This window comes from Kosakonia sp. PSU_27, assembly GCF_039409795.1.
In the GTDB taxonomy this organism is placed as follows: domain Bacteria; phylum Pseudomonadota; class Gammaproteobacteria; order Enterobacterales; family Enterobacteriaceae; genus Kosakonia.
This window is the reverse complement of the sequence record NZ_JBCIVK010000004.1, coordinates 232,622-254,786: the sequence shown is the minus strand read 5'-3', so window position 1 is coordinate 254,786 and position 22,165 is coordinate 232,622. Positions and strand designations below refer to the sequence as shown.

At 53.8% G+C, this 22,165-nt stretch carries 23 protein-coding genes; 20 read left to right on the top strand and 3 right to left on the bottom strand.

Going from position 1 to position 22,165, the window contains the following annotated elements; all coding sequences use genetic code 11:
• Positions 1-540 precede the first annotated feature (540 nt).
• The gene (gene rluC / locus AAIG26_RS11295) at positions 541-1,494 is read left to right on the top strand and encodes a 23S rRNA pseudouridine(955/2504/2580) synthase RluC (protein ID WP_020457442.1); all 954 of its coding nucleotides are present in this window, start codon (positions 541-543) and stop codon (positions 1,492-1,494) included.
• A gap of 41 nt (positions 1,495-1,535) precedes the next feature.
• On the opposite strand, the gene AAIG26_RS11290 is transcribed toward rluC, so the two are convergent.
• Positions 1,536-2,687, bottom strand: a complete 1,152-nt coding sequence (locus AAIG26_RS11290; protein WP_343179818.1) for an alpha/beta fold hydrolase — start codon at positions 2,685-2,687, stop codon at positions 1,536-1,538.
• An 85-nt stretch (positions 2,688-2,772) separates the two neighbouring features.
• Positions 2,773-3,357 (bottom strand): nucleoside triphosphate pyrophosphatase, encoded by a 585-nt coding sequence (locus AAIG26_RS11285; protein ID WP_020457444.1) that lies wholly within the window; start codon positions 3,355-3,357, stop codon positions 2,773-2,775.
• Between the two features lie 141 nt (positions 3,358-3,498).
• On the opposite strand from AAIG26_RS11285, the gene yceD reads away from it, so the two are divergent.
• The 14 genes from yceD (at position 3,499) to ptsG (ending at position 15,875) form a co-directional block, all read left to right on the top strand.
• Positions 3,499-4,020 carry a 23S rRNA accumulation protein YceD gene (yceD, locus tag AAIG26_RS11280; protein ID WP_343179817.1) on the top strand — a complete coding sequence of 174 codons (522 nt, stop codon included), beginning with the start codon at positions 3,499-3,501 and terminating at the stop codon, positions 4,018-4,020.
• Between the two features lie 16 nt (positions 4,021-4,036).
• Positions 4,037-4,210, top strand: a complete 174-nt coding sequence (gene rpmF / locus AAIG26_RS11275; RefSeq protein ID WP_020457446.1) for a 50S ribosomal protein L32 — start codon at positions 4,037-4,039, stop codon at positions 4,208-4,210.
• A 79-nt stretch (positions 4,211-4,289) separates the two neighbouring features.
• Positions 4,290-5,378, top strand: coding sequence for a phosphate acyltransferase PlsX (plsX, locus tag AAIG26_RS11270; protein ID WP_322553612.1), 1,089 nt, complete (start codon positions 4,290-4,292; stop codon positions 5,376-5,378).
• 6 nt (positions 5,379-5,384) lie between these two features.
• On the top strand, positions 5,385-6,338 hold the full coding sequence (locus tag AAIG26_RS11265; protein ID WP_097407552.1) for a beta-ketoacyl-ACP synthase III: 954 nt from the start codon (positions 5,385-5,387) through the stop codon (positions 6,336-6,338).
• A 16-nt stretch (positions 6,339-6,354) separates the two neighbouring features.
• Positions 6,355-7,284, top strand: a complete 930-nt coding sequence (fabD, locus tag AAIG26_RS11260) for an ACP S-malonyltransferase (RefSeq protein ID WP_045507087.1) — start codon at positions 6,355-6,357, stop codon at positions 7,282-7,284.
• A 12-nt stretch (positions 7,285-7,296) separates the two neighbouring features.
• The gene (gene fabG, locus AAIG26_RS11255) at positions 7,297-8,031 is read left to right on the top strand and encodes a 3-oxoacyl-ACP reductase FabG (protein WP_020457450.1); all 735 of its coding nucleotides are present in this window, start codon (positions 7,297-7,299) and stop codon (positions 8,029-8,031) included.
• Positions 8,032-8,185: 154 nt separating this feature from the next.
• Positions 8,186-8,422: an acyl carrier protein gene (acpP, locus tag AAIG26_RS11250; protein ID WP_000103754.1), complete on the top strand. Its 237-nt coding sequence runs from the start codon at positions 8,186-8,188 to the stop codon at positions 8,420-8,422.
• Positions 8,423-8,513: 91 nt separating this feature from the next.
• Entirely contained in the window at positions 8,514-9,755 is a 1,242-nt protein-coding gene (fabF, locus tag AAIG26_RS11245) for a beta-ketoacyl-ACP synthase II (RefSeq protein WP_343179815.1), read from the top strand.
• Positions 9,756-9,871: 116 nt separating this feature from the next.
• The gene (gene pabC, locus AAIG26_RS11240; protein ID WP_343179813.1) at positions 9,872-10,687 is read left to right on the top strand and encodes an aminodeoxychorismate lyase; all 816 of its coding nucleotides are present in this window, start codon (positions 9,872-9,874) and stop codon (positions 10,685-10,687) included.
• Positions 10,684-11,706, top strand: a complete 1,023-nt coding sequence (yceG, locus tag AAIG26_RS11235; RefSeq protein ID WP_343179812.1) for a cell division protein YceG — start codon at positions 10,684-10,686, stop codon at positions 11,704-11,706. The genes pabC and yceG overlap by 4 nt, the downstream gene beginning before the upstream one ends.
• Positions 11,696-12,337 carry a dTMP kinase gene (gene tmk, locus AAIG26_RS11230; RefSeq protein ID WP_313626456.1) on the top strand — a complete coding sequence of 214 codons (642 nt, stop codon included), beginning with the start codon at positions 11,696-11,698 and terminating at the stop codon, positions 12,335-12,337. The genes yceG and tmk overlap by 11 nt, the downstream gene beginning before the upstream one ends.
• Positions 12,334-13,338, top strand: a complete 1,005-nt coding sequence (gene holB, locus AAIG26_RS11225; RefSeq protein ID WP_313626455.1) for a DNA polymerase III subunit delta' — start codon at positions 12,334-12,336, stop codon at positions 13,336-13,338. Before tmk ends, holB begins: the two co-directional genes overlap by 4 nt.
• 9 nt (positions 13,339-13,347) lie before the next feature.
• On the top strand, positions 13,348-14,142 hold the full coding sequence (locus AAIG26_RS11220) for a metal-dependent hydrolase (protein WP_020457457.1): 795 nt from the start codon (positions 13,348-13,350) through the stop codon (positions 14,140-14,142).
• Positions 14,143-14,441: 299 nt separating this feature from the next.
• On the top strand, positions 14,442-15,875 hold the full coding sequence (gene ptsG, locus AAIG26_RS11215; protein WP_017456430.1) for a PTS glucose transporter subunit IIBC: 1,434 nt from the start codon (positions 14,442-14,444) through the stop codon (positions 15,873-15,875).
• A 489-nt stretch (positions 15,876-16,364) separates the two neighbouring features.
• Here ptsG and fhuE read toward each other — a convergent pair whose 3' ends face one another.
• Positions 16,365-18,578, bottom strand: coding sequence for a ferric-rhodotorulic acid/ferric-coprogen receptor FhuE (gene fhuE / locus AAIG26_RS11210; protein ID WP_343179811.1), 2,214 nt, complete (start codon positions 18,576-18,578; stop codon positions 16,365-16,367).
• Between the two features lie 338 nt (positions 18,579-18,916).
• Here fhuE and hinT point away from each other — a divergent pair, with 338 nt between their 5' ends.
• Genes hinT through nagZ form a run of 5 tightly spaced genes read left to right on the top strand, consistent with a single transcriptional unit; the run spans position 18,917 to position 22,155 of the window.
• Complete coding sequence (gene hinT / locus AAIG26_RS11205; protein WP_343179810.1) at positions 18,917-19,276, top strand: purine nucleoside phosphoramidase; 360 nt, start codon at positions 18,917-18,919, stop codon at positions 19,274-19,276.
• A 1-nt stretch (position 19,277) separates the two neighbouring features.
• Positions 19,278-19,652, top strand: coding sequence for a YcfL family protein (locus AAIG26_RS11200; protein WP_020457460.1), 375 nt, complete (start codon positions 19,278-19,280; stop codon positions 19,650-19,652).
• Between the two features lie 10 nt (positions 19,653-19,662).
• Positions 19,663-20,322 carry a penicillin-binding protein activator LpoB gene (lpoB, locus tag AAIG26_RS11195; RefSeq protein ID WP_097407879.1) on the top strand — a complete coding sequence of 220 codons (660 nt, stop codon included), beginning with the start codon at positions 19,663-19,665 and terminating at the stop codon, positions 20,320-20,322.
• On the top strand, positions 20,303-21,127 hold the full coding sequence (thiK, locus tag AAIG26_RS11190; RefSeq protein WP_343179809.1) for a thiamine kinase: 825 nt from the start codon (positions 20,303-20,305) through the stop codon (positions 21,125-21,127). The genes lpoB and thiK overlap by 20 nt, the downstream gene beginning before the upstream one ends.
• 2 nt (positions 21,128-21,129) lie before the next feature.
• A complete protein-coding gene (nagZ, locus tag AAIG26_RS11185; protein WP_343179808.1) occupies positions 21,130-22,155 on the top strand; it encodes a beta-N-acetylhexosaminidase in 1,026 nt (341 codons plus the stop codon).
• The last annotated feature ends 10 nt before the right edge of the window (positions 22,156-22,165 follow it).

Genomic DNA, 22,165 nt, shown 5'->3' with positions numbered 1-22,165 from the left:
ACTAAGCTGCGGGCAAGATAACGCCTTTCCGGGGGAGAACCGATGGCCTCGAGACTATTCGCGTCGCCAACCTCACGGTTGTCGCTCGCTAAAGAGGCGCAGTGTGTCGGTTGCCTGTGTTTCCTGTGGAAAACACAGCGCAATTATCAGGGGAACAGCCTGGGAAAAACTCTCCAGAGAAGATTCCATCTACCGGTAAGGACTGCAACCCGCAGCCCGCTAACTGCCTGAAAGTTCAATACGTCTTACGCCATTGCTGCGTGTATGATCGGACAGGCAAAACTGGTCATTCCGCTCATTTACTTGTTTTAACAAGATTCAACACGGAAAACCGCAACATTATTCCTTGCGAACCCTGTTATAGCAAGCTGACTTTTACCATTTATCACCCGGTTACTCACAGTTTTTTCACCTTTGCCCGGAGATTGGTTTAATAACCGCCGAATCAACTGAGTAAAACGAAGTTGCCGAGTCAATTGTAAATATAAGCATAGAAAAATGAGTGGCGCTATTCAGCGTGGCTATTTAGAATCGCCTCCCATGAAAACTGAGACACCATCCGTAAAATTTGTTGCTATTACCGCTGATGAAGCGGGGCAACGTATCGATAATTTTCTGCGTACCCAGCTCAAAGGGGTACCTAAAAGCATGATTTACCGCATCCTGCGTAAGGGTGAAGTGCGGGTAAATAAAAAACGTGTAAAACCGGAATATAAACTGGAAGCGGGGGATGAAATCCGCATTCCGCCGGTACGTGTGGCAGAAAAAGAAGAAGAGGCGGTTTCTCCGCATTTGCAAAAAGTTGCCCAGCTAACCGACGTTATTCTCTATGAAGACGATCATATCCTGGTGCTGAACAAACCCTCAGGCACGGCGGTACACGGCGGTAGCGGGCTGAGTTTTGGCGTGATTGAAGGTTTGCGCGCGTTGCGCCCGGAAGCTCGCTTTCTTGAACTGGTTCACCGTTTAGATCGTGACACCTCCGGCGTTTTGCTGGTGGCAAAAAAACGTTCCGCGCTGCGTTCGCTGCATGAGCAGCTGCGCGGTAAAGATATGCAGAAGGATTATCTGGCGCTGGTCCGCGGCCAGTGGCAGTCGCATGTCAAAGTGGTGCAGGCACCTTTGCTGAAAAATATTCTGCAAAGTGGCGAGCGGATAGTACGGGTGAACAGCGAAGGCAAGCCTTCAGAAACACGTTTTAAAGTTGAAGAGCGCTATGAATTCGCGACGCTGGTGCGTTGCAGCCCGGTGACCGGACGTACGCATCAGATTCGTGTACATACTCAACATGCCGGCCACCCGATTGCTTTTGACGATCGCTATGGCGATCGCGAGTTTGATAAGCAACTGGCTCCAACCGGGCTGTCACGACTGTTCCTGCACGCTGCGGCACTCAAGTTCACGCATCCCCATACGGGCGAAACATTGCGTATAGAAGCGCCACTTGATGATGCACTCAAACATTGTCTGCAAGTGTTACGCAACGCTAAGTGATCTTTTCCCCCTCGCGTCTGCGAGGGGAAAACGGGGTTGGCTTACGGCTTCAGCCATTTGTCCAGCCACGGAAACACTTCATTTTGCTGTTCCTGATAAAAGACATGTCCCAGTTCCGGCCAGCTTTTCGTCACCAGTTTGTCGTCTGCCTGCTGCGAAGACCACACCCGATGCACTTTGTCAAAAGCGTCTTTTACCGCCTCTGCCGGAAAAAGTTTGTCTTTGCCACCGCTGAAAATCAGCATCGGCTTCGGCGCGGCAATGCTGGCGATATCCGGAATGTCCATGCGGGCGGGCATCCCCGGATGCAACATATAGAACGCGGATTGACCGCGTAACACGTTATTGCCGGGTTGCATCAGGCCGTTATAGGTTCCAAACCACGAAATCACCGCTGTAGCAGCGACTTTTTCGCTCAGCGCCGCCAGTTGCCAGGCGCGAAAACCACCCATTGAGAAACCCAGTACGCCAACGCGTTTACTGTCCACTCCGGGATGCGTGGCGATAAAATCGACCGTGCGCATATCCTCATAGGCTACTTCGCCTGCCAGCGAGCGTCCCAGATTGTAGTAGTTGCTGGCCAGCGCCTGTTGTTGTTCATAAACCATCGGGCCGCGATCGCCCCATCCGGGACTGTCGATAGCGATAACCGCGTAACCCCGGCTCGCCAGTTCATCGCCAATAAATTTACCGCTGAAAAATTTATCAGCCCATGCTTGCGCACTGGCGAGTTGCTCCGCGTTACCCCACGGGCGGATCAGCTTCTCTTTGCCGATATCAAACTTCGAGCCATGATCGTGCAACAGAACGATGGCAGGGTGCGGGCCGGGTGTTTTCGGCATCAATAACAGGGCGGAAATGCGGTTATCGTCCGTAATGTTCAGCGATAATTTTTCAGCGGTATAGCTGCCGCGATCTTCTTTCGCTATCGAGTGAGGAGAAAAGGGTTTCGTGGCGTCCGGGGTGAGCAGGGCGCGGCGAAATAGCTGGCGGCTATGCGATTGCCACTGGTGGAAATCTTTAAAATTGCCTGATAACCACGAATCGGGATAACGCATCTGCGCTTTCAGCGTTTGCCAGCTTGCCGGAAGATTGCCCTCAACGACGCCCTCTGTTTGCCACTTATCTTGCGCATAAACATTGCCAGACGCCAGCAGGGCAAACATCAGCGGCAACGTACGTAAAATCTTCATCACCTCTCCTTAAATTAAAACGGCGTTTTAATATTGGTGATGAATGTAACGTTTGCCTAAAAACGAAACTGTGATCGCGAAAGCATTAGCTTAACAACGGGTTACAATGTTCACGCCGGAGCATCTGGCACAGCGCAATTAGCGGCAAACCCACTAATGTATTAGGGTCACGTCCTTCCAGGCGTTCAAACAATGCAATACCCAGTCCTTCGCTTTTGAAGCTACCGGCACAGTTCAACGGGCGCTCTTTGCGGACATAGTCGTCGATTTCCTGTTCACTTAAGCGGCGAAAATGGACGTCGAAAGGCTCACATTCCGTTTGCACATGACCGGTTGCGGAATTAAACAGCGCCAGGCCAGTATAAAAAGTCACAATATTGCCGCTGGCTTTCATCAATTGCTGGCGGGCATTCTCTTCTGTGTGCGGTTTGCCGGTAATTTCGCCATCAAGTACGCACACCTGATCGGAACCAATAATCAAATGTTGAGGGTATTTTTGCGCCAGTGATTGCGCCTTTTCCTGCGCCAGTCTTAGCACTAAATGGCGAGGCGCTTCGCCTGCACGCGGTGTTTCGTCTGTCTGCGGTGCGGCGCATTCGAAGGGTAAACCGAGTTTTTCGAGCAGGGCGCGGCGGTAGGGCGAAGTGGAAGCGAGGATAATTTGCGACATATTTTTTTCACCAAATATGGCTTAACAATGACAGGCATTTTAAACTGTAGGCCGCAATGTGTGCGAATTATTGGCAAAAGGCAACCGCAGGCTGCCTTTTTCTTTGACTCTATGACGTTACAAAGTTAATATGCGCGCCCTATGCAAAAGGTAAAATTACCCCTGACTCTTGATCCGGTTCGCACGGCTCAAAAACGCCTTGATTACGAGGGTATCTATACTCCCGACCAGGCGGAGCGCGTCGCTGAATCTGTAGTCAGCGTAGACAGTGATGTGGAATGCTCCATGTCGTTCGTTATCGATAACCAACGCCTTGCCGTGTTAAACGGCGATGCAAAGGTAACGGTATCGCTCGAATGCCAGCGTTGTGGGAAACCGTTCATTCATCAGGTCTACACCACGTATTGTTTTAGTCCTGTGCGTTCAGACGAACAGGCTGAAGCACTGCCGGAAGCGTATGAGCCGATTGAGGTTAACGAATTCGGTGAAATCGATCTGCTGGCGCTGGTCGAGGATGAAATCATTCTCTCCCTGCCGGTAGTTCCGGTGCATGATTCTGAACACTGTGAAGTGTCCGAGGCGGACATGGTCTTTGGGGAACTGCCTGATGAAGCGCAGAAACCAAATCCATTTGCCGTATTAGCCAGCTTAAAGCGTAAGTAATTAAGGAGTAAGGTCCATGGCCGTACAACAGAATAAACCAACCCGTTCCAAACGTGGCATGCGTCGTTCCCATGACGCGCTGACCGCAGTCACCAGCCTGTCTGTAGACAAAACTTCTGGTGAAACCCACCTGCGTCACCACGTTACCGCCGACGGTTTCTACCGCGGTCGCAAGGTTATCACTAAGTAATCACGCGCAAGCGTGATGAAGCTTAGTGAGGATTTCCCCGCGTAAGCGGGGATAGACCGAACCAGGCTGCGACGATACCTTGACACGTCTAACCCTGGCGTTAGATGTCATGGGGGGAGATTTTGGCCCATCCGTGACAGTGCCTGCAGCTTTGCAGGCACTGAACTCTAATTCTCAACTCAACCTTCTTTTAGTCGGCGATCCCGACGCTATCACGCCATTACTTGCCAAAGCTGATTTCGAGCAACGCTCGCGCTTGCTTATTGTTCCTGCCCAGTCAGTTATTGCCAGTGATGCGCGCGCAGCGCAGGCTATTCGTAGCAGCCGTGGTACTTCTATGCGCATGGCGCTGGAGTTAGTCAAAGAAGGTCGCGCCCAGGCCTGCGTGAGTGCGGGAAATACCGGTGCGCTAATGGGGCTGGCGAAAATGCTGCTCAAACCGCTTGACGGAATTGAGCGTCCGGCGCTGGTGACCGTGTTGCCTCATCAACAGAAAGGTAAGACCGTTGTACTGGATCTGGGCGCAAACGTCGATTGTGACAGCACGATGCTGGCGCAATTTGCCGTGATGGGCGCGGTGATGGCCGAAGAGATCCTCGGTATTGCCAACCCACGTGTGGCACTACTGAATATTGGTGAAGAAGAGACCAAAGGGCACGATAGCATCCGCGATGCTGCGGCATTATTACGCTCCATGTCCTCAATGAACTACATTGGTTATCTTGAAGCGAACGAATTATTGACCGGCAAAACGGATGTGCTGGTGTGTGACGGTTTTACCGGAAACGTCACATTAAAAACAATGGAAGGTGTTGTCAGAATGTTTCTTTCACTGCTGAAATCGCAGGGGGAAGGGAAAAAAAGGTCGTGGTGGCTGATTTTATTAAAGCGTTGGTTACAAAAAAGCCTGACAAGGCGATTCAGTCACCTCAACCCCGACCAGTATAATGGCGCCTGTCTGTTAGGATTGCGCGGCACTGTGATTAAGAGTCATGGTGCGGCGAATCAGCGCGCATTTTGCGTGGCAATTGAGCAGGCAGTGCAGGCGGTGCAGCGGCAGGTTCCACAACGGATCGCCGCTCGCCTGGAATCTGTGTATGCACACTCGTCTTCGTCTGCAACGGATGGCGAAAACCAGAGCGTGTGTATATTACCCAAGAGTGACTGAGCGTACATGTATACGAAGATTATTGGTACCGGCAGTTATCTGCCTGAGCAGGTTCGGACAAACGCCGATTTAGAAAAAATGGTGGAAACCTCTGACGAGTGGATTGTCAGCCGTACAGGGATCCGTGAGCGCCGCATCGCCGCTGCAAACGAAACGGTTTCGACCATGGGCTATGAAGCCGCTAAACGTGCGCTTGAGATGGCGGGCATCAATAACGATCAGATAGGCTTGATCATTGTTGCTACTACCTCTGCAACGCATGCCTTCCCGAGTGCAGCCTGCCAAATCCAGAACATGCTGGAAATCAAAGGCTGCCCGGCGTTTGACGTTGCTGCTGCGTGTGCGGGCTTCACCTATGCGCTGAGCATCGCCGATCAGTATGTTAAATCTGGTGCGGTGAAACATGCGTTGGTCATTGGTTCTGATGCGCTCGCGCGGACATTAGATCCGGACGACCGCGGTACGATTATTCTGTTTGGTGATGGTGCAGGCGCTGTTGTGCTGGGCACTTCCGAAGAGCCTGGCATCATCTCCACACATATGCACGCAGACGGGAGCTACGGCGAGCTGCTGACGCTGCCTAACCTTGATCGTGTGCATCCGGAGAACCCGACCTATCTGACGATGGCGGGTAACGAAGTATTCAAAGTTGCGGTGACAGAGCTGGCGCGTATTGTTGATGAAACATTAACAGCCAATAATCTTGAGCGCAGCGAGCTGGACTGGCTGGTGCCGCATCAGGCTAACTTGCGTATCATCAGCGCGACAGCGAAGAAGCTCGGCATGTCGATGGATAGTGTTGTTGTTACGCTGGATCGCCATGGCAACACCTCCGCAGCTTCCGTTCCCAGCGCGCTTGATGAAGCGGTACGCGACGGACGCATTAAGCCGGGGCAACTTGTCCTGCTGGAAGCGTTTGGTGGCGGGTTCACCTGGGGCTCGGCGCTGGTTCGTTTCTGAGTATAAGGATAAAAAAATGACGCAATTTGCTTTTGTGTTCCCGGGACAAGGCTCCCAAACCGTCGGTATGTTAGCTGATATGGCTGCGGCTTATCCGGTGATTGAAGAGACATTCGCAGAGGCATCAGCTGTTCTGGGTTATGATCTCTGGTCTCTGGTGCAACAAGGCCCGACGGAAGAACTGAACAAAACCTGGCAGACACAACCGGCGCTGCTGGCCGCTTCTGTCGCGCTGTGGCGCGTCTGGCAGCAGCAGGGTGGTAAAACCCCTGCGCTGATGGCGGGGCATAGCCTGGGCGAATACTCCGCATTAGTGTGTGCGGGTGTTATCGCGTTTGCTGATGCGGTTCGTTTGGTTGAACTACGTGGGAAATTCATGCAGGAAGCCGTGCCGGCGGGTACTGGCGCGATGTCTGCCATTATCGGCCTGGATGATGCTTCCATTGCCAAAGCATGTGAAGAATCGGCACTAGGGCAAGTTGTCTCTCCGGTGAACTATAATTCGCCAGGCCAGGTGGTTATTGCTGGTCATAAAGAAGCCGTTGAACGTGCAGGTGCTGCTTGCAAGGCTGCAGGTGCCAAGCGTGCGCTGCCGCTGCCGGTTAGCGTACCGTCGCACTGTGCGCTGATGAAGCCTGCCGCAGAAAAACTGGCCGCTGAATTAAAGAACATTACTTTTAACGCGCCGCAGATCCCGGTTGTAAATAACGTGGATGTGAAGTGCGAAACGACGCCAGAAGCGATTCGTGATGCGCTGGTGCGCCAGCTGTACAGCCCCGTGCAATGGACGAAGAGCGTTGAATTGATGGCATCGCAGGGCATTGAACATCTGTATGAAGTTGGCCCGGGTAAAGTCCTCACCGGCCTGACTAAACGTATTGTTGACACCCTGACTGCATCTGCGCTCAACGAGCCGGTTGCCGTGTCAGAGGCACTTGCGCAATAAAAGAGGAAGACCATGAGTTTTGAAGGAAAAATCGCACTGGTAACCGGTGCAAGCCGCGGTATTGGTCGCGCTATTGCTGAAACCCTCGTTGCCCGTGGCGCGAAAGTTATCGGTACGGCGACCAGCGAGAGTGGCGCGCAGGCGATTAGCGACTATTTAGGTGCGAACGGCAAAGGTCTGGTGTTGAATGTGACCGATGCTGCATCTATCGAATCTGTTCTGGAAAACATTCGCGCAGAATTTGGCGAGGTTGATATTCTGGTAAATAATGCCGGGATCACCCGTGATAACCTGTTGATGCGCATGAAAGAGGATGAGTGGAACGATATTCTCGACACCAATCTTTCATCTGTTTTCCGTCTGTCAAAAGCGGTAATGCGCGCTATGATGAAAAAGCGTCATGGGCGTATTATCACTATCGGTTCTGTGGTTGGTACCATGGGAAATGCTGGTCAGGCCAACTACGCTGCGGCGAAAGCGGGTCTTATCGGTTTCAGTAAATCGCTGGCGCGTGAAGTTGCGTCACGCGGTATTACTGTAAACGTTGTTGCTCCGGGTTTTATTGAAACGGACATGACGCGTGCGCTGTCTGATGATCAGCGTGCGGGTATTCTGGCGCAGGTTCCTGCGGGTCGCCTTGGCGGTGCTCAGGAAATCGCCAGTGCGGTTGCATTTTTAGCCTCTGACGAGGCGGGTTACATCACTGGTGAAACCCTGCACGTCAATGGCGGAATGTATATGGTTTAACCACGATGAAAATTATTTGCGTTATTAGGGCGAAAGGCCTCAAAATAGCGTAAAATCGTGGTAAGAACTGCCGGGATTTAGTTGCAAATTTTTCAACATTTTATACACTACGAAAACCATCGCGAAAGCGAGTTTTGATAGGAAATTTAAGAGTATGAGCACTATCGAAGAACGCGTTAAGAAAATTATCGGCGAACAGCTGGGCGTTAAGCAGGAAGAAGTTACCAACAATGCTTCCTTCGTTGAAGACCTGGGCGCTGATTCTCTTGACACCGTTGAGCTGGTAATGGCTCTGGAAGAAGAGTTTGATACTGAGATTCCGGACGAAGAAGCTGAGAAGATCACCACCGTTCAGGCTGCCATTGATTACATCAACGGCCACCAGGCGTAAGTGAACATCTCCAGGCGGTCACTCGACCGCCTGAGTTTTATCTGTAGTTATCCCACGAATCTCTTTTTTATACCCTCCCTGGAGGACAAACGTGTCTAAGCGTCGTGTAGTTGTGACCGGACTTGGCATGTTGTCTCCTGTCGGCAATACCGTAGAGTCTACCTGGAAAGCTCTCCTTGCCGGTCAGAGTGGCATCAGCCTGATCGACCATTTCGATACTAGCGCCTATGCAACCAAATTTGCTGGCTTAGTAAAGGATTTTAACTGTGAAGACATCATCTCGCGTAAAGAACAGCGCAAGATGGATGACTTCATTCAATATGGAATTGTGGCTGGCGTTCAGGCCATGCAGGATTCCGGCCTTGAAGTCACAGAAGAGAACGCATCCCGTATTGGCGCAGCGATTGGTTCTGGTATCGGCGGTCTCGGCCTGATCGAAGAAAACCATAGCTCCCTCGTCAAGGGTGGGCCGCGTAAAATCAGCCCGTTCTTTGTACCTTCAACGATTGTCAACATGGTGGCAGGTCATCTGACTATCATGTTCGGTCTGCAAGGCCCGAGTATTTCCATCGCGACAGCGTGTACCTCAGGTGTGCATAACATCGGTCATGCGGCACGTATCATTGCCTACGGCGATGCTGATGCCATGCTGGCAGGCGGCGCGGAAAAAGCGAGTACGCCGTTAGGCGTCGGTGGCTTTGGCGCAGCGCGCGCGCTGTCTACCCGCAACGATAATCCGCAGGCGGCAAGCCGTCCGTGGGATAAAGAGCGTGACGGCTTCGTTCTCGGCGATGGCGCTGGCATCATCATGCTGGAAGAGTATGAGCATGCGAAAAAGCGCGGCGCGAAAATTTATGCTGAAATCGTCGGCTTTGGTATGAGCAGCGATGCTTATCACATGACGTCTCCGCCGGAAAACGGTGCGGGTGCCGCGAAGGCGATGGTTAATGCACTGCGTGATGCCGGCATCACCGCGGGCCAGATTGGCTATGTTAATGCGCACGGTACGTCTACGCCGGCGGGAGATATGGCAGAAGCGCAGGCCGTGAAATCGGTCTTTGGCGACGCGGCTCGCACAGTAATGGTCAGTTCGACCAAATCGATGACCGGCCACCTGCTGGGTGCGGCAGGCGCAGTAGAATCTATTTACTCGATCCTCGCCCTGCGCGATCAGGCTGTTCCGCCGACCATCAACCTGGATAACCCGGATGAAGGGTGCGATCTGGATTTTGTGCCGCATGTTGCACGCCAGGTGAGCGGTATGGAGTACACCCTGTGTAACTCCTTCGGTTTCGGTGGCACCAACGGCTCGTTGATCTTCAAGAAAGTCTGATCATTTCGCTGTATACTGGAGGCCCGCTTGTCGGGCCTTTTCTATTCGGGTTTATCCCCTTGTCCTGCGCTTTTCATCCTGCCAAACTGTCCGCCCAGACGCATAAGGAGCCCTCTATGTTCTTGATTAATGGTAAAGAGCAGCAATGGCTTGCCGCGAATGATCGGGCGACGCAATTTGGCGATGGCTGTTTTACCACCGCGCGTGTCCTTGACGGGCAAATCCAGTTTCCCGACGCGCATCTCCAGCGCCTGCGTCTTGCCTGTAAACGGCTCCGGATCCCTTATCTCGACTGGGACATACTGGCGCGGGAAATGGCACATCTCGCGAAAGAGAAAGAAGAGGGTGTGGTGAAAGTTATTCTCAGCCGTGGCACTGGCGGACGAGGCTATAGCGCAGCGGGTTGTGATACGCCGACGAGAATAGTGTCAGTATCAGCAAGCCCTGCCCATTACGCTCGGTGGCGGCAGGAAGGGGTAACCCTGGCGTTGAGTGATATTCGCCTCGGGCGTAACCCAATGCTTGCCGGGATCAAACACCTTAACCGCCTGGAGCAGGTATTGATTCGCACCGGGCTTGAGCAGACCTCTGCTGATGAAGCGCTGGTGCTGGATAGCGAAGGCTGGCTGGTTGAATGTTGTGCCGCCAATATCTTCTGGCGGCAGGGTTCGACGGTCTTCACGCCGCGCGTTGATCAGGCCGGTGTTGATGGCATCATGCGTCAATATTGTTTGCGCCAGCTGAAAACTTCCGCTTTTGAGGTTGTCGAAGTCAATGCGCGGCATGATGTGCTGATGCTGGCCGACGAAGTCATTATTTGTAACGCGTTGATGCCAGTTGTCCCGGTTCGCCAGTGGGCGGAACAGCACTGGTCAGCGCGCGATTTGTACCACTTTTTAGCCCCCTTGTGTGAGCGCATAAATCCGTCATGAAGAAAATGTTACGCGTAGTTCTCCTCCTGTTGGCTTTGCTGGTTATCGCGGCGGGAGCCGGCGTCTGGAAGGTTCGCCAGTTAGCGGACAGCCAGATCCTGATTAAAGATGAAACCATTTTCACGCTGCCTGCCGGAACCGGCCGTGTGGCGTTGGGTGAATTGCTGTATCGCGAAAAGGTAATTAATCGCCCGCGCGTGTTTCAGTGGCTGCTGCGACTGGAACCGGATCTTTCACATTTCAAAGCCGGTACCTACCGTTTTACACCGAAGATGACCGTGCGCGAGATGTTGCAGTTACTGGCGAGTGGTAAAGAAGCGCAGTTTCCGCTACGGCTGGTCGAAGGTATGCGCCTGAGCGATTACCTCAAACAGCTGCGCGACGCGCCCTACATCAAACACACCCTGAAAGACGACGACTACGCGACGGTGGCGCAAGCCCTGAAACTGGAGCATCCGCAGTGGGTGGAAGGCTGGTTCTGGCCCGATACCTGGATGTACACCGCTAACACCACGGACGTTGCGTTGCTCAAGCGTGCGCATCAGAAAATGTCGCGTGCGGTAGAGCAAGCCTGGGAAGGGCGTATGGAGGGGCTACCGTATAAAGATCAGAACCAGCTGGTAACCATGGCGTCGATTGTCGAAAAAGAGACGGCTGTTGCCAGCGAGCGCGATCAGGTGGCCTCCGTCTTTATTAACCGCCTGCGCATCGGGATGCGGCTGCAGACCGATCCGACGGTTATCTACGGGTTGGGCGCGCGTTATAATGGTAAGCTGTCGCGCGCCGATCTGGAAACGCCGACCGACTATAACACCTATGTAATTAGCGGTTTGCCGCCGGGCCCTATTGCTACACCCGGTGAGGCCTCGCTGAAAGCGGCGGCGCATCCGGCGAAGACGCCGTATCTCTATTTTGTCGCGGATGGTAAAGGCGGGCATACATTTAATACCAATCTCGCCAGCCATAACCGGGCAGTGCAGGACTACCTGAAAGTACTTAAGGAAAAAAATGGGCAGTAAATACATCGTTATCGAAGGGCTTGAAGGCGCAGGGAAAACCACGGCGCGCGATGTCATCGTTGAGACGCTGAAAGAGCTTGGCGTCGGTGAAATGGTGTTTACGCGGGAACCGGGCGGTACGCTGCTGGCGGAAAAATTGCGCAGCCTGGTGCTGGATATTCGTTCCGTTGGTGATGAAGTTATTACCGATAAAGCCGAAGTTCTGATGTTTTACGCAGCCCGGGTTCAACTGGTCGAAACCGTCATTAAACCCGCACTGGCGCGTGGTTGCTGGGTAATCGGCGATCGCCATGACCTCTCAACGCAGGCGTACCAGGGCGGCGGACGAGGCATTGATCAGACCATGCTGGCCACGCTGCGCGATGTCGTACTGGGAGATTTTCGCCCGGACTTGACGCTCTATCTGGATGTTACGCCGGAAGTTGGCCTGAAACGTGCGCGTGCGCGTGGCGAGCTGGATCGTATTGAGCAAGAGTCGCTGGATTTCTTTAATCGTACCCGCGCGCGCTACCTTGAACTGGCTGCGCAAGATGACCGCATTCGCACCGTTGATGCTACTCAACCGCTGGATAACGTGATTGCCGACATCCGCCAGACGGTAACAGCCTGGGTGCAGGAGCAGGGCGCATGAAATGGTATCCGTGGCTGCGTCCCGATTTTGAGCAACTGGTTGCCAGTTATCAGAGCGGTCGTGGGCACCACGCGTTGCTGATCCACGCCCTGCCAGGGATGGGCGAAGATGCGTTGATTTACGCCATCAGCCGTTTCTTGTTATGCCAGACACCTGAAGGCCATAAAAGCTGCGGCCACTGCCGCGGCTGTCAGCTTATGCAGGCTGGAACGCATCCTGATTACTATGCACTGGCACCGGAAAAAGGAAAATCCGCGCTGGGCATTGATGCGGTGCGTGAAGTGAGCGAAAAGCTTTACGAACATGCGCGGCTGGGCGGCGCGAAAGTGGTGTGGATCCAGGATGCCGCGTTATTGACCGACGCCGCCGCCAACGCATTGCTGAAGACGCTGGAAGAGCCGCCCGCGCGCACCTGGTTCTTCCTCGGCTGTCGGGAGCCGGCAAGATTATTAGCGACTTTGCGCAGCCGCTGCCGCTTGCACCACCTTGCGCCTCCCGCAGAAAACTACGCCTGTAGCTGGCTTGCTCGGGAAGTTACCGCCTCGCAAGAGACGATTCTGACCGCACTACGTTTGTGCGCCGGTTCGCCTGGCGCGGCAGAAGCGCTGCTTCAGACCGATGTCTGGGCGCAACGGCAGTTGCTTTGTCAGGCGACAGACGCGGCGCTAAATAGCGGTGACTGGCTGGCGATGCTCCCGACACTGAACCACGACAAAGTGGCTGAGCGTTTACAGTGGCTCTCTGCGTTGCTGCTTGATGCGTTAAAAATGCAGCAAGGGGCGACATTGCTCAGCAATGTTGATGCCTTAGGGCTGGTCGAAAAGCTGGCGCGCCAGGTGCAAGCGCCAACGCTGCACGCGTTACTGCATGCTATTTTTACCTGTCGTGAACAGTTGCTTAGTGTGGTCGGGGTTAACCGCGAGTTGCTGCTGACCGATCTATTGTTAACGCTGGAACGTTACCAGCAAACGGGCGTAACGCTTCCTGTCTCCCATCTGTAAGAGAAGATTATGTTTTTAGTTGATTCGCACTGCCATCTTGATGGCCTGGATTACCACTCTTTGCACAAAGACGTTGATGACGTGCTGGCGAAAGCTGCCGCGCGCGACGTGAAGTTTTGTCTGGCGGTGGCTACGACGTTACCGGGTTACCGCGCGATGCGTGAGCTGGTGGGGGAGCGCCCGAATGTGGTCTTTTCCTGCGGAGTGCACCCGCTGAATCAGGATGAAGAGTACGATGTCGACACGCTGCGCCAACTGGCGGCGGAAGAGGGCGTCGTGGCGATGGGAGAAACCGGGCTGGACTATTTTTATACGCCGGAAACGAAGCCGCGCCAGCAGGAATCCTTCCGTAACCACATCCGTATTGGCCGTGAACTGAACAAGCCGGTGATCGTCCATACGCGCGATGCGCGAGAAGACACGCTTGCGATTTTGCAGGAAGAGCGCGTGACGGATTGCGGTGGTGTGTTGCACTGCTTTACTGAAGATCGCGAAACGGCAGGTAAGCTGCTGGATATGGGCTTTTACATCTCGTTTTCTGGTATCGTCACCTTCCGCAACGCGGAGCAGTTGCGTGATGCGGCACGTTACATTCCGCTCGATCGCTTACTGGTCGAAACCGATTCGCCTTATCTCGCCCCGGTGCCGCATCGTGGCAAAGAGAACCAGCCAGCAATGACGCGCGATGTGGCGGAATATATGGCGGTGCTGAAAGGCGTTTCTGTCGAAGAGCTTGCGCAACAAACGACACAGAACTTTGCCCGTTTGTTCCATGTTGACCCATCCCGCCTGCAATCTGCCTGATCTGTCAGCTTATTTTAGTACTCGTAATTAATAAACGATCGGAGTAAAGTTCACCGCCATAAAAAAGGCGGTGGCGATCGTTTTTCATACGGAAGCCGATACCTTTTGTAAATCAGTGTGAGTTTCGTAACTGGCGCTAGCTGAAACGTGATAGCCGTCAAACAAACTTTTACTGATTTATTTTACTCTGTGTAATAAATAAAGGGCGCTTAGATGCCCTTCCCACGGCGCGGTTCTCCCCCCTCGCCAATGCGTGAAAGCGTAGAAAAAAGCACTAATACTCAGGAGCACTCTCAATTATGTTTAAGAATGCATTTGCTAACCTGCAGAAGGTCGGTAAATCGCTGATGCTGCCAGTATCCGTACTGCCTATCGCAGGTATCCTGCTGGGCGTCGGTTCTGCAAACTTCAGCTGGCTGCCAGAAGTGGTTTCCCACGTTATGGCCGAAGCGGGCGGTTCCGTTTTTGCTAACATGCCGTTGATCTTCGCTATCGGTGTTGCGCTTGGCTTCACCAATAACGACGGCGTTTCGGCTCTGGCCTCCGTTGTTGCCTACGGCATCATGGTGAAAACCATGGCAGTGGTTGCGCCTCTGGTTCTGCATTTACCTGCTGAAGAAATTGCCGCAAAACACCTGGCTGATACCGGTGTGCTTGGCGGTATTATCTCCGGCGCGATTGCCGCGTATATGTTTAACCGCTTCTATCGCATCAAGCTGCCTGAGTATCTGGGCTTCTTCGCTGGTAAACGTTTCGTGCCGATCATCTCCGGTCTGGCAGCGATTTTCACCGGCGTGATCCTCTCCTTCATTTGGCCGCCGATCGGTACTGCGATTCAGACCTTCTCCCAGTGGGCCGCTTACCAGAATCCGGTTGTGGCGTTCGGTATCTACGGCTTCATTGAACGTTGCCTGGTGCCGTTTGGTCTGCACCATATCTGGAACGTACCTTTCCAGATGCAGATTGGCGAGTTCACCAACGCAGCAGGTCAGGTGTTCCACGGCGATATCCCGCGTTATATGGCGGGTGACCCGACTGCGGGTAAACTGTCTGGCGGCTTCCTGTTCAAAATGTACGGTCTGCCGGCTGCTGCTATCGCTATCTGGCACTCCGCAAAACCGGAAAACCGCGCGAAAGTGGGCGGTATCATGATCTCCGCAGCGCTGACCTCGTTCCTGACCGGTATCACCGAGCCGATCGAGTTCTCCTTCATGTTCGTTGCGCCGATCCTGTACGTTATCCACGCGATTCTGGCTGGCCTGGCATTCCCGATCTGTATCCTGCTGGGTATGCGTGACGGTACGTCGTTCTCTCACGGTCTGATTGACTTCATCGTGCTGAGCGGCAACAGCAGCAAACTGTGGCTGTTCCCGGTTATCGGTGCATGCTACGCGGTGGTTTACTACACCATCTTCCGCGTGCTGATCAAAGCGCTGGATCTGAAAACCCCGGGTCGTGAAGACACCACGGAAGAGAGCAAAGCTGGCGTTACCAGCGAAATGGCTCCGGCTCTGGTTACGGCGTTCGGCGGTAAAGAGAACATCACCAACCTGGATGCGTGCATCACGCGTCTGCGTGTCAGCGTGGCTGACGTAGCGAAAGTGGATCAGGCTGGCCTGAAGAAACTGGGTGCTGCGGGTGTGGTTGTTGCCGGTTCCGGTGTGCAGGCAATTTTCGGTACTAAATCCGATAACCTGAAAACCGAAATGGATGAGTACATCCGTAACAACTAAGCCATAGTCTGGGGAGACTGAGGGAGCCTGATGGCTCCCTTTTTTATTGTCCACTGAAAACTATGTGCTGTGGATCTGGCCAGCAACAGGTTGGTCTACGGATTTAAATTTCACCGGGCAGGCAGAGTCTTTTCCAGAATGTCGGCATACCCTGCCAGGCGCAATCAATGTTGCCTTTTCTAACGCTGAATTTTTACTGTACTGAAAAGAAAGAGTGACAAAACCCGTCGCTGCCCACAGACCGTGTGCCATTCCCCCTCCGCTCTGGCAAGTTGGCTGTCATGCGACTCACAGACGCGCATCACAAACTCACACCACATTCAGCGTTAAATGCGCAAGGATAAGTACAGCGGAAACATCTGCTATAAGCGATCGCGGGAGAACTGGGGGCGGGCAGTTATCGGTAATGGCCGTTTTTCGGGAGCAGGAAAACAGAATAAAAAAGCCCGCCTGGAGGACGGCGGGCTTAGTGGCACGTGGCTGCGATTATCAGAAGCTGTAGCTGGCGCTTACAGAGAAGTTACGCGGCGCACCGTACACACCGTAAGTGCCCAGATAGTCGTAATACTCTTTATCGAACACATTGTTCAGATTGGCCTGGACAGCGAAGTTTTTAGTTGCCTGGTAACGGGTGAACAGATCCACCACCGTATAACCGCTTTGCGTAATGCGCATGTCTCCATTCGGGCCTTTGATCTCCTGCCAGGTTTTATTCTGCCAGCGTGCACCGCCGCCAACGGAAAACTCTGGCAGCATCGGCAGCTGGTAGCGCGTGAATAATTTCATCGTGGTGCGCGCCTGTTCCGGGTTAACGGCTACACCGTCACCATCGTCAGCCATAAAACGGCTGGCACCAAAGGTGAGCTGCAAGTTGTCGGTGAGAGCACCGTTGAGCTCAAATTCGACGCCTTTGCTTACCGTGCCGTTGACGGATTTATACGCGGTCTGGCCGCCGGAATTTGGAATGTACTCGCCGGTCGATACGGCAACGTGATCCTGCTCGGTACGGAATACCGCCAGGGTCGCCGTCAGACGTGTGTTATACCAGTCACCTTTGATGCCAGCTTCATAGCTTTTACCGGTGGTAGGTTCAAGAAATTCGCTGTTGATATCGCGCTGACTGGACGGCTCGAAAATAGAGGTGTAGCTGCCATAAACAGACCAGGTGTCATCAATGTCATAAATCAGGCCTGCGTATGGCGTGACGTCATCGGACTTGCTGTTACGGATCTCGTCCGGCTTACGCTCAAGATTATATTTTGCACGCCATTCGGTATAACGCGCGCCGAGGATCAAGTGCAGCGGATCGGCCAAAGAGATACGGGTTGCCGCATACAGCGATTTCTGGCGGATCACATCGCGCTGGTAGAGCGCCCAGTCAGACCAGCTCGGGTCGGCCAGCGTGTTGCCGTTATATTTATGAATATTGCCGACATCCATCAGGCCGGAATTGTCATTAACCGGATATGAGTTGTCATAATTGTTGCGCTGGCGGCTGTAGCTACCACCGAACATCACTTCGTGCTGGCGGCCAAACAACTCGTAACCACCACGAACAAACGCATCAATAGCGTCTTGTTTACGCTCGCCACGGTTCCAGCCGCCCCATGCGCCTTGCCACTGTGAGGCATCATACAGACCGGTGGTCTTATCCGGGTAACCGTCGATATACATCAGCTTGCTGTCGAAGTTGGTTTCCGCATGCATGGCGTTAACTTTCGCTTCCCAGCCGTTGTCAAAACGCTGGGTCAGGTTGGCGAAAATTTTTGAAGAGTCGACATTGGAGTAAGCCCAGTCAGCAGCGGTATTGAAACCGCGGCGGAAATGCGTGCGGCTGCCATCACTGTATAGCGACGGGAAACCGCCCCAGGTCGGGCTGTCTTCTTCACTTTCCTGATAGTCATAGCCGAGAGAAAGGGTTGTGGAATCAGTAATATCTGCATCTACTACACCGGTAATGAATTTTTTGCGGTAGTGGTTACGTTCCACCCAGGAATCTTTATCCTGGTAACCAGTGATAACCCGGCCGCGCACGTTGCCCGATTCGCTCAGCGGTGCTTGCAGATCCAGCACATAGCGCTGATCGTTCCAGCTACCGTAAGTCGCGGTGGCGGTTCCTTTGAATTCTTTGCTGTCGGCATGTTTACGCACCATGTTGACATAAGCAGAGGGATTACCTGTTCCACTCATCAGGCCGGCCGCGCCGCGCACCACTTCAATCTTGTCATAAATTGCCGTGTCGCCTGCGGTATCACCAAAATTCCAGCGGTTATCAAGGAATGTCGGCATATCTTCATACGCAAAGTTACTGACGAAAAAGCCGCGGGCGAAAAAGTTCGTACGGTGGCTGTCAATGCGCGATGCGCTGACGCCAATTGTGTTATCCAGCACTTGTTCGATCGTATTTAACTGCTGATCCTGCATACGCTGCTGGCTGACTACACTCACAGATTGTGGAATATCTCGCGGGACCAGTAACAGCTTGGTGCCAGTGGTGGTGGTTTTTACGCTGTAGTCTTGCGCCTGGCTGTCAGAGGTACTTAATGCTGCGCCATCAACCACAACCGTATCTTCAGATGCTGCGGCGATCTCTGCCGCAAACGCAGCAGAAGGGACTAAAGCCATTGCAATGCAGGCGGCAAGCAGAGACGGTGTGGCGGCTAACGGACGCACTTCGTCCCTGGCGTGATGAGTGAAAGACATGCATAAACCCTTAATGGTGCGTTAGAGGGAAAGCCTTACAGCGATACGTTGTCGCGTCAGGCGGGTTTTGTAATTCGTCTGATAATAATCGCGCATGAAAATGCAAATGCGAAATATACGCATTCACTATATGAATGTAAACAGATGTAATATTCACCATTGAAATATCATTTCACCGCAGCGCGCCTTAAACGCGGGCGATTGCGTGCCAGCAAAGCCGGAAAGGTGAAAGAAAAACAGCGTTTTGGTTGAAACAACAAGAGAATCTCGATCATACTCTAGGGCACGTAATTGACGACGGCTGCGGGCTGGCTCCGCGAACATAAAAGGAAAACGTCATGGCCGAAGAAACCATTTTCAGTAAAATCATTCGCCGCGAAATTCCCTCGGATATTGTTTATCAGGACGAACTGGTTACCGCTTTTCGCGATATCTCTCCGCAAGCTCCAACCCATGTTTTGATTGTGCCAAACATTCTGATCCCAACCGTGAACGACGTGACCGAAGCGCACGAGCAGGCGCTGGGGCGCATGGTGACGGTTGCGGCGAAAATTGCTCGCGATGAAGGGATTGCTGAAGACGGTTACCGTTTGATCATGAACTGTAATCGTCATGGCGGGCAGGAGGTTTATCATATTCATATGCACCTGCTCGGCGGGCGCGTACTGGGGCCGATGCTGGCTCATAAAGGTCTTTAATATGACGAACGGGCGTGTCGCGTTATGGCTGGCAGCGCTGGTACTGATGGGGTGCAGTTCACGTCCTACGATCCCGGTCGCCGACGACCAGACGTTAGTGATGGAATCGAGCATTCTGGCCTCCGGGATTATTGCGCAGCCGCCGACGTTAAGTACGCAGGAACTCCAGCCTTCCGCGTCTTCACGGTTGTTTAATGAACGGCAGCAGCCCGTTACCGTGCATTATCGTTTTTTCTGGTATGACGCCAGAGGTCTGGAAATGCACCCGCTGGAAGCGCCGCGAACCGTCACGATCCCGGGAAATTCGGGCGTGACGGTGTATGGCAGCGCCAACTATTTGGGTGCGCACAGCGTCAGACTTTATCTTTACCTGTAAGGGGTGACTCTTGATTAAAACTATTGGACGCTACGCGCTACTGACAACCCTGGCCGTGCTGCTTGCGGGTTGTATTAGCGATCAGCAACCCGCGCCGGTTGATCAGGCGGGTGGTGCAGGCACGCCGCAACAACCCACGCCGGTAGAGCCGCAACAACCGGTGCCGGAAGTGCCTTCTGTCCCGACGCTGCCGCAGCAGCAACCGGGGCCAATTGAGCATCAGGATCAAACGGGGCAGCCCGCGCCGCGCGAGCGTCATTTTGACTGGAATGGCGCCGTTCAGCCGATGGTCGGTAAAATGTTGCAGGCCAGCGGTGCGAACGCAGGCAGCGTGCTGTTAGTGGATAGCGTTAATAACCGAACCAACGGTTCCATTAACACGAGCGAAGCAACGGGTGTGGTGCGCAACGCGTTAGCGAATAACGGTAAATTTACGCTTGTTACCGAGCAGCAACTGGCGGTCGCGAAGCAACAGCTGGGGCTCTCTCCACAGGACAGCCTCGGTACACGCAGTAAAGCCATCGGTATCGCCCGTAACGTCGGGGCGCAGTATGTGCTCTACTCCAACGCGACCGGGAATGTCAACGCACCGGCGCTGCAAATGCAATTGATGCTGGTACAAACCGGCGAAATTATCTGGTCGGGTAAAGGTGCGGTTCAGCAACAATAAACAGACGCGTGACGAGGTGTTGTCACGCTACTTTCCGACCTATACTCCCGTCGCCAGCCAGAATACCGGCCTCAGCGGCGGGAGTTGTCTTATTCGCGATGGACGGCATACGCTGGTGCTGCGAAAACGGCACCAGGCGACATCATCGCCTTTTCTGCGTCAGTATCGCTTACTCCGCCGCTTGCCGGCTTCTATTGCTCCACGCCCGCGCTTATTCACCGGCGAGTGGATGGCGGTCGATTATATACCCGGCGAGGTCTGCGCTGTGCTGCCGCAGGCCAGTGTGCTGGTGCCGTTACTGTACGATTTACACCGCCAGCCGCTGTTTGGCTGGCGGATAACATTATTGCCGCTGCTTGAAGGTTACTGGCAGCAGAGTGCGCGTTCGCGGCGGACGCCGTTCTGGCTGCGCCAGTTAAAGCAGTTGCGCCAGCAAAAAGAGCCTGTGCCGCTACGGCTGGCACCGTTACATATGGATGTCCACGCCGGAAACCTGGTGCAGAGTGCCAGGGGGTTGCGGCTGATCGACTGGGAATATGCGGGCGATGGCGATGTCGCGCTGGAATTGGCGGCGATATGGACGAAAAACGAGGCAGAGCGGCAGGAACTGGTGAATCGCTATGCGCATCAGTCTGCCATTAATCCCGCTTTGCTGTGGCGCCAGGTCCGGCGCTGGCGTCCGTGGGTTTTGATGCTGATGGCTGGCTGGTATGAGTGCCGCTGGCAGCAAACGGGCGATCAACAATTTATTACGCTGGCGAATGAAATATGGCGTCAGCTAGCGAAAAAAGAACAAGAGAGGTAAATGTGGGCCCAGTGATGTTGGATGTGGAAGGGTACGAACTGGATGCGGAAGAGCGCGAGATTCTGGCGCACCCGCTGGTTGGTGGCCTGATCCTCTTTACCCGTAATTATCACGATCCCGAGCAATTACGGGAGCTGGTGCGCCAGATCCGCAGCGCTTCGCATCATCGTCTGGTGGTGGCGGTCGATCAGGAAGGCGGGCGCGTACAGCGTTTTCGCGACGGCTTTACTCGCTTACCCGCCGCACAATCTTTTGCTGCTTTGCATGGGCTGGAAGAGGGCGGACGCCTGGCTCAGGAGGCGGGTTGGCTAATGGCCAGCGAAATGATCGCCATGGATATCGACATCAGTTTTGCCCCGGTGCTGGATATTGGGCATATCAGCGCGGCGATTGGCGAGCGTTCGTATCATGAAGACCCGGTGAAAGCGCTGGCTATGGCGATGCGCTTTATCGACGGGATGCACAGCGCAGGGATGAAAACCACCGGTAAACACTTTCCCGGTCACGGGGCGGTTACGGCCGATTCCCATAAAGAAACACCACGCGACCCGCGGCCACAAGGCGAGATCCGCGCGCATGATATGATGATTTTCCGCAACCTGATTGAGCAAAACAAACTCGATGCGATTATGCCCGCGCACGTTATCTATCCTGACGCCGATCCGCGTCCGGCCAGCGGCTCGCCATATTGGCTGAAAACCGTATTACGCGGCGAGCTGGGTTTTGACGGCGTGATTTTTTCGGATGATTTGTCAATGGAAGGCGCAGCTATCATGGGAAGTTATGCTGAACGTGGCCAGGCATCGCTGGATGCCGGTTGCGATATGATCCTGGTCTGTAATAATCGTAAAGGCGCAGTAAGCGTGTTGGATAACCTGTCGCCGATCAATGCACAACGTGTTACGCATTTGTATCATAAAGGTTCATATTCTCGTCAGGAGTTGATGAGTTCAGCGCGCTGGAAGGCGGCTCATAACGAACTGGAGCAGCTGCATGCGCGCTGGCAGGAGCACAAAGAGGCCCGTTAATTCCTGCGGA

Coding starts and splice junctions, on each gene's coding strand:
- rluC (WP_020457442.1), top strand. CDS start 541: ATGAAAACTGAGACACCATCCGTAAAATTTGTTGCTATTACCGCTGAT.
- AAIG26_RS11290 (WP_343179818.1), bottom strand. CDS start 2,687: ATGAAGATTTTACGTACGTTGCCGCTGATGTTTGCCCTGCTGGCGTCT.
- AAIG26_RS11285 (WP_020457444.1), bottom strand. CDS start 3,357: ATGTCGCAAATTATCCTCGCTTCCACTTCGCCCTACCGCCGCGCCCTG.
- yceD (WP_343179817.1), top strand. CDS start 3,499: ATGCAAAAGGTAAAATTACCCCTGACTCTTGATCCGGTTCGCACGGCT.
- rpmF (WP_020457446.1), top strand. CDS start 4,037: ATGGCCGTACAACAGAATAAACCAACCCGTTCCAAACGTGGCATGCGT.
- AAIG26_RS11265 (WP_097407552.1), top strand. CDS start 5,385: ATGTATACGAAGATTATTGGTACCGGCAGTTATCTGCCTGAGCAGGTT.
- fabD (WP_045507087.1), top strand. CDS start 6,355: ATGACGCAATTTGCTTTTGTGTTCCCGGGACAAGGCTCCCAAACCGTC.
- fabG (WP_020457450.1), top strand. CDS start 7,297: ATGAGTTTTGAAGGAAAAATCGCACTGGTAACCGGTGCAAGCCGCGGT.
- acpP (WP_000103754.1), top strand. CDS start 8,186: ATGAGCACTATCGAAGAACGCGTTAAGAAAATTATCGGCGAACAGCTG.
- pabC (WP_343179813.1), top strand. CDS start 9,872: ATGTTCTTGATTAATGGTAAAGAGCAGCAATGGCTTGCCGCGAATGAT.
- yceG (WP_343179812.1), top strand. CDS start 10,684: ATGAAGAAAATGTTACGCGTAGTTCTCCTCCTGTTGGCTTTGCTGGTT.
- tmk (WP_313626456.1), top strand. CDS start 11,696: ATGGGCAGTAAATACATCGTTATCGAAGGGCTTGAAGGCGCAGGGAAA.
- holB (WP_313626455.1), top strand. CDS start 12,334: ATGAAATGGTATCCGTGGCTGCGTCCCGATTTTGAGCAACTGGTTGCC.
- AAIG26_RS11220 (WP_020457457.1), top strand. CDS start 13,348: ATGTTTTTAGTTGATTCGCACTGCCATCTTGATGGCCTGGATTACCAC.
- ptsG (WP_017456430.1), top strand. CDS start 14,442: ATGTTTAAGAATGCATTTGCTAACCTGCAGAAGGTCGGTAAATCGCTG.
- fhuE (WP_343179811.1), bottom strand. CDS start 18,578: ATGTCTTTCACTCATCACGCCAGGGACGAAGTGCGTCCGTTAGCCGCC.
- hinT (WP_343179810.1), top strand. CDS start 18,917: ATGGCCGAAGAAACCATTTTCAGTAAAATCATTCGCCGCGAAATTCCC.
- AAIG26_RS11200 (WP_020457460.1), top strand. CDS start 19,278: ATGACGAACGGGCGTGTCGCGTTATGGCTGGCAGCGCTGGTACTGATG.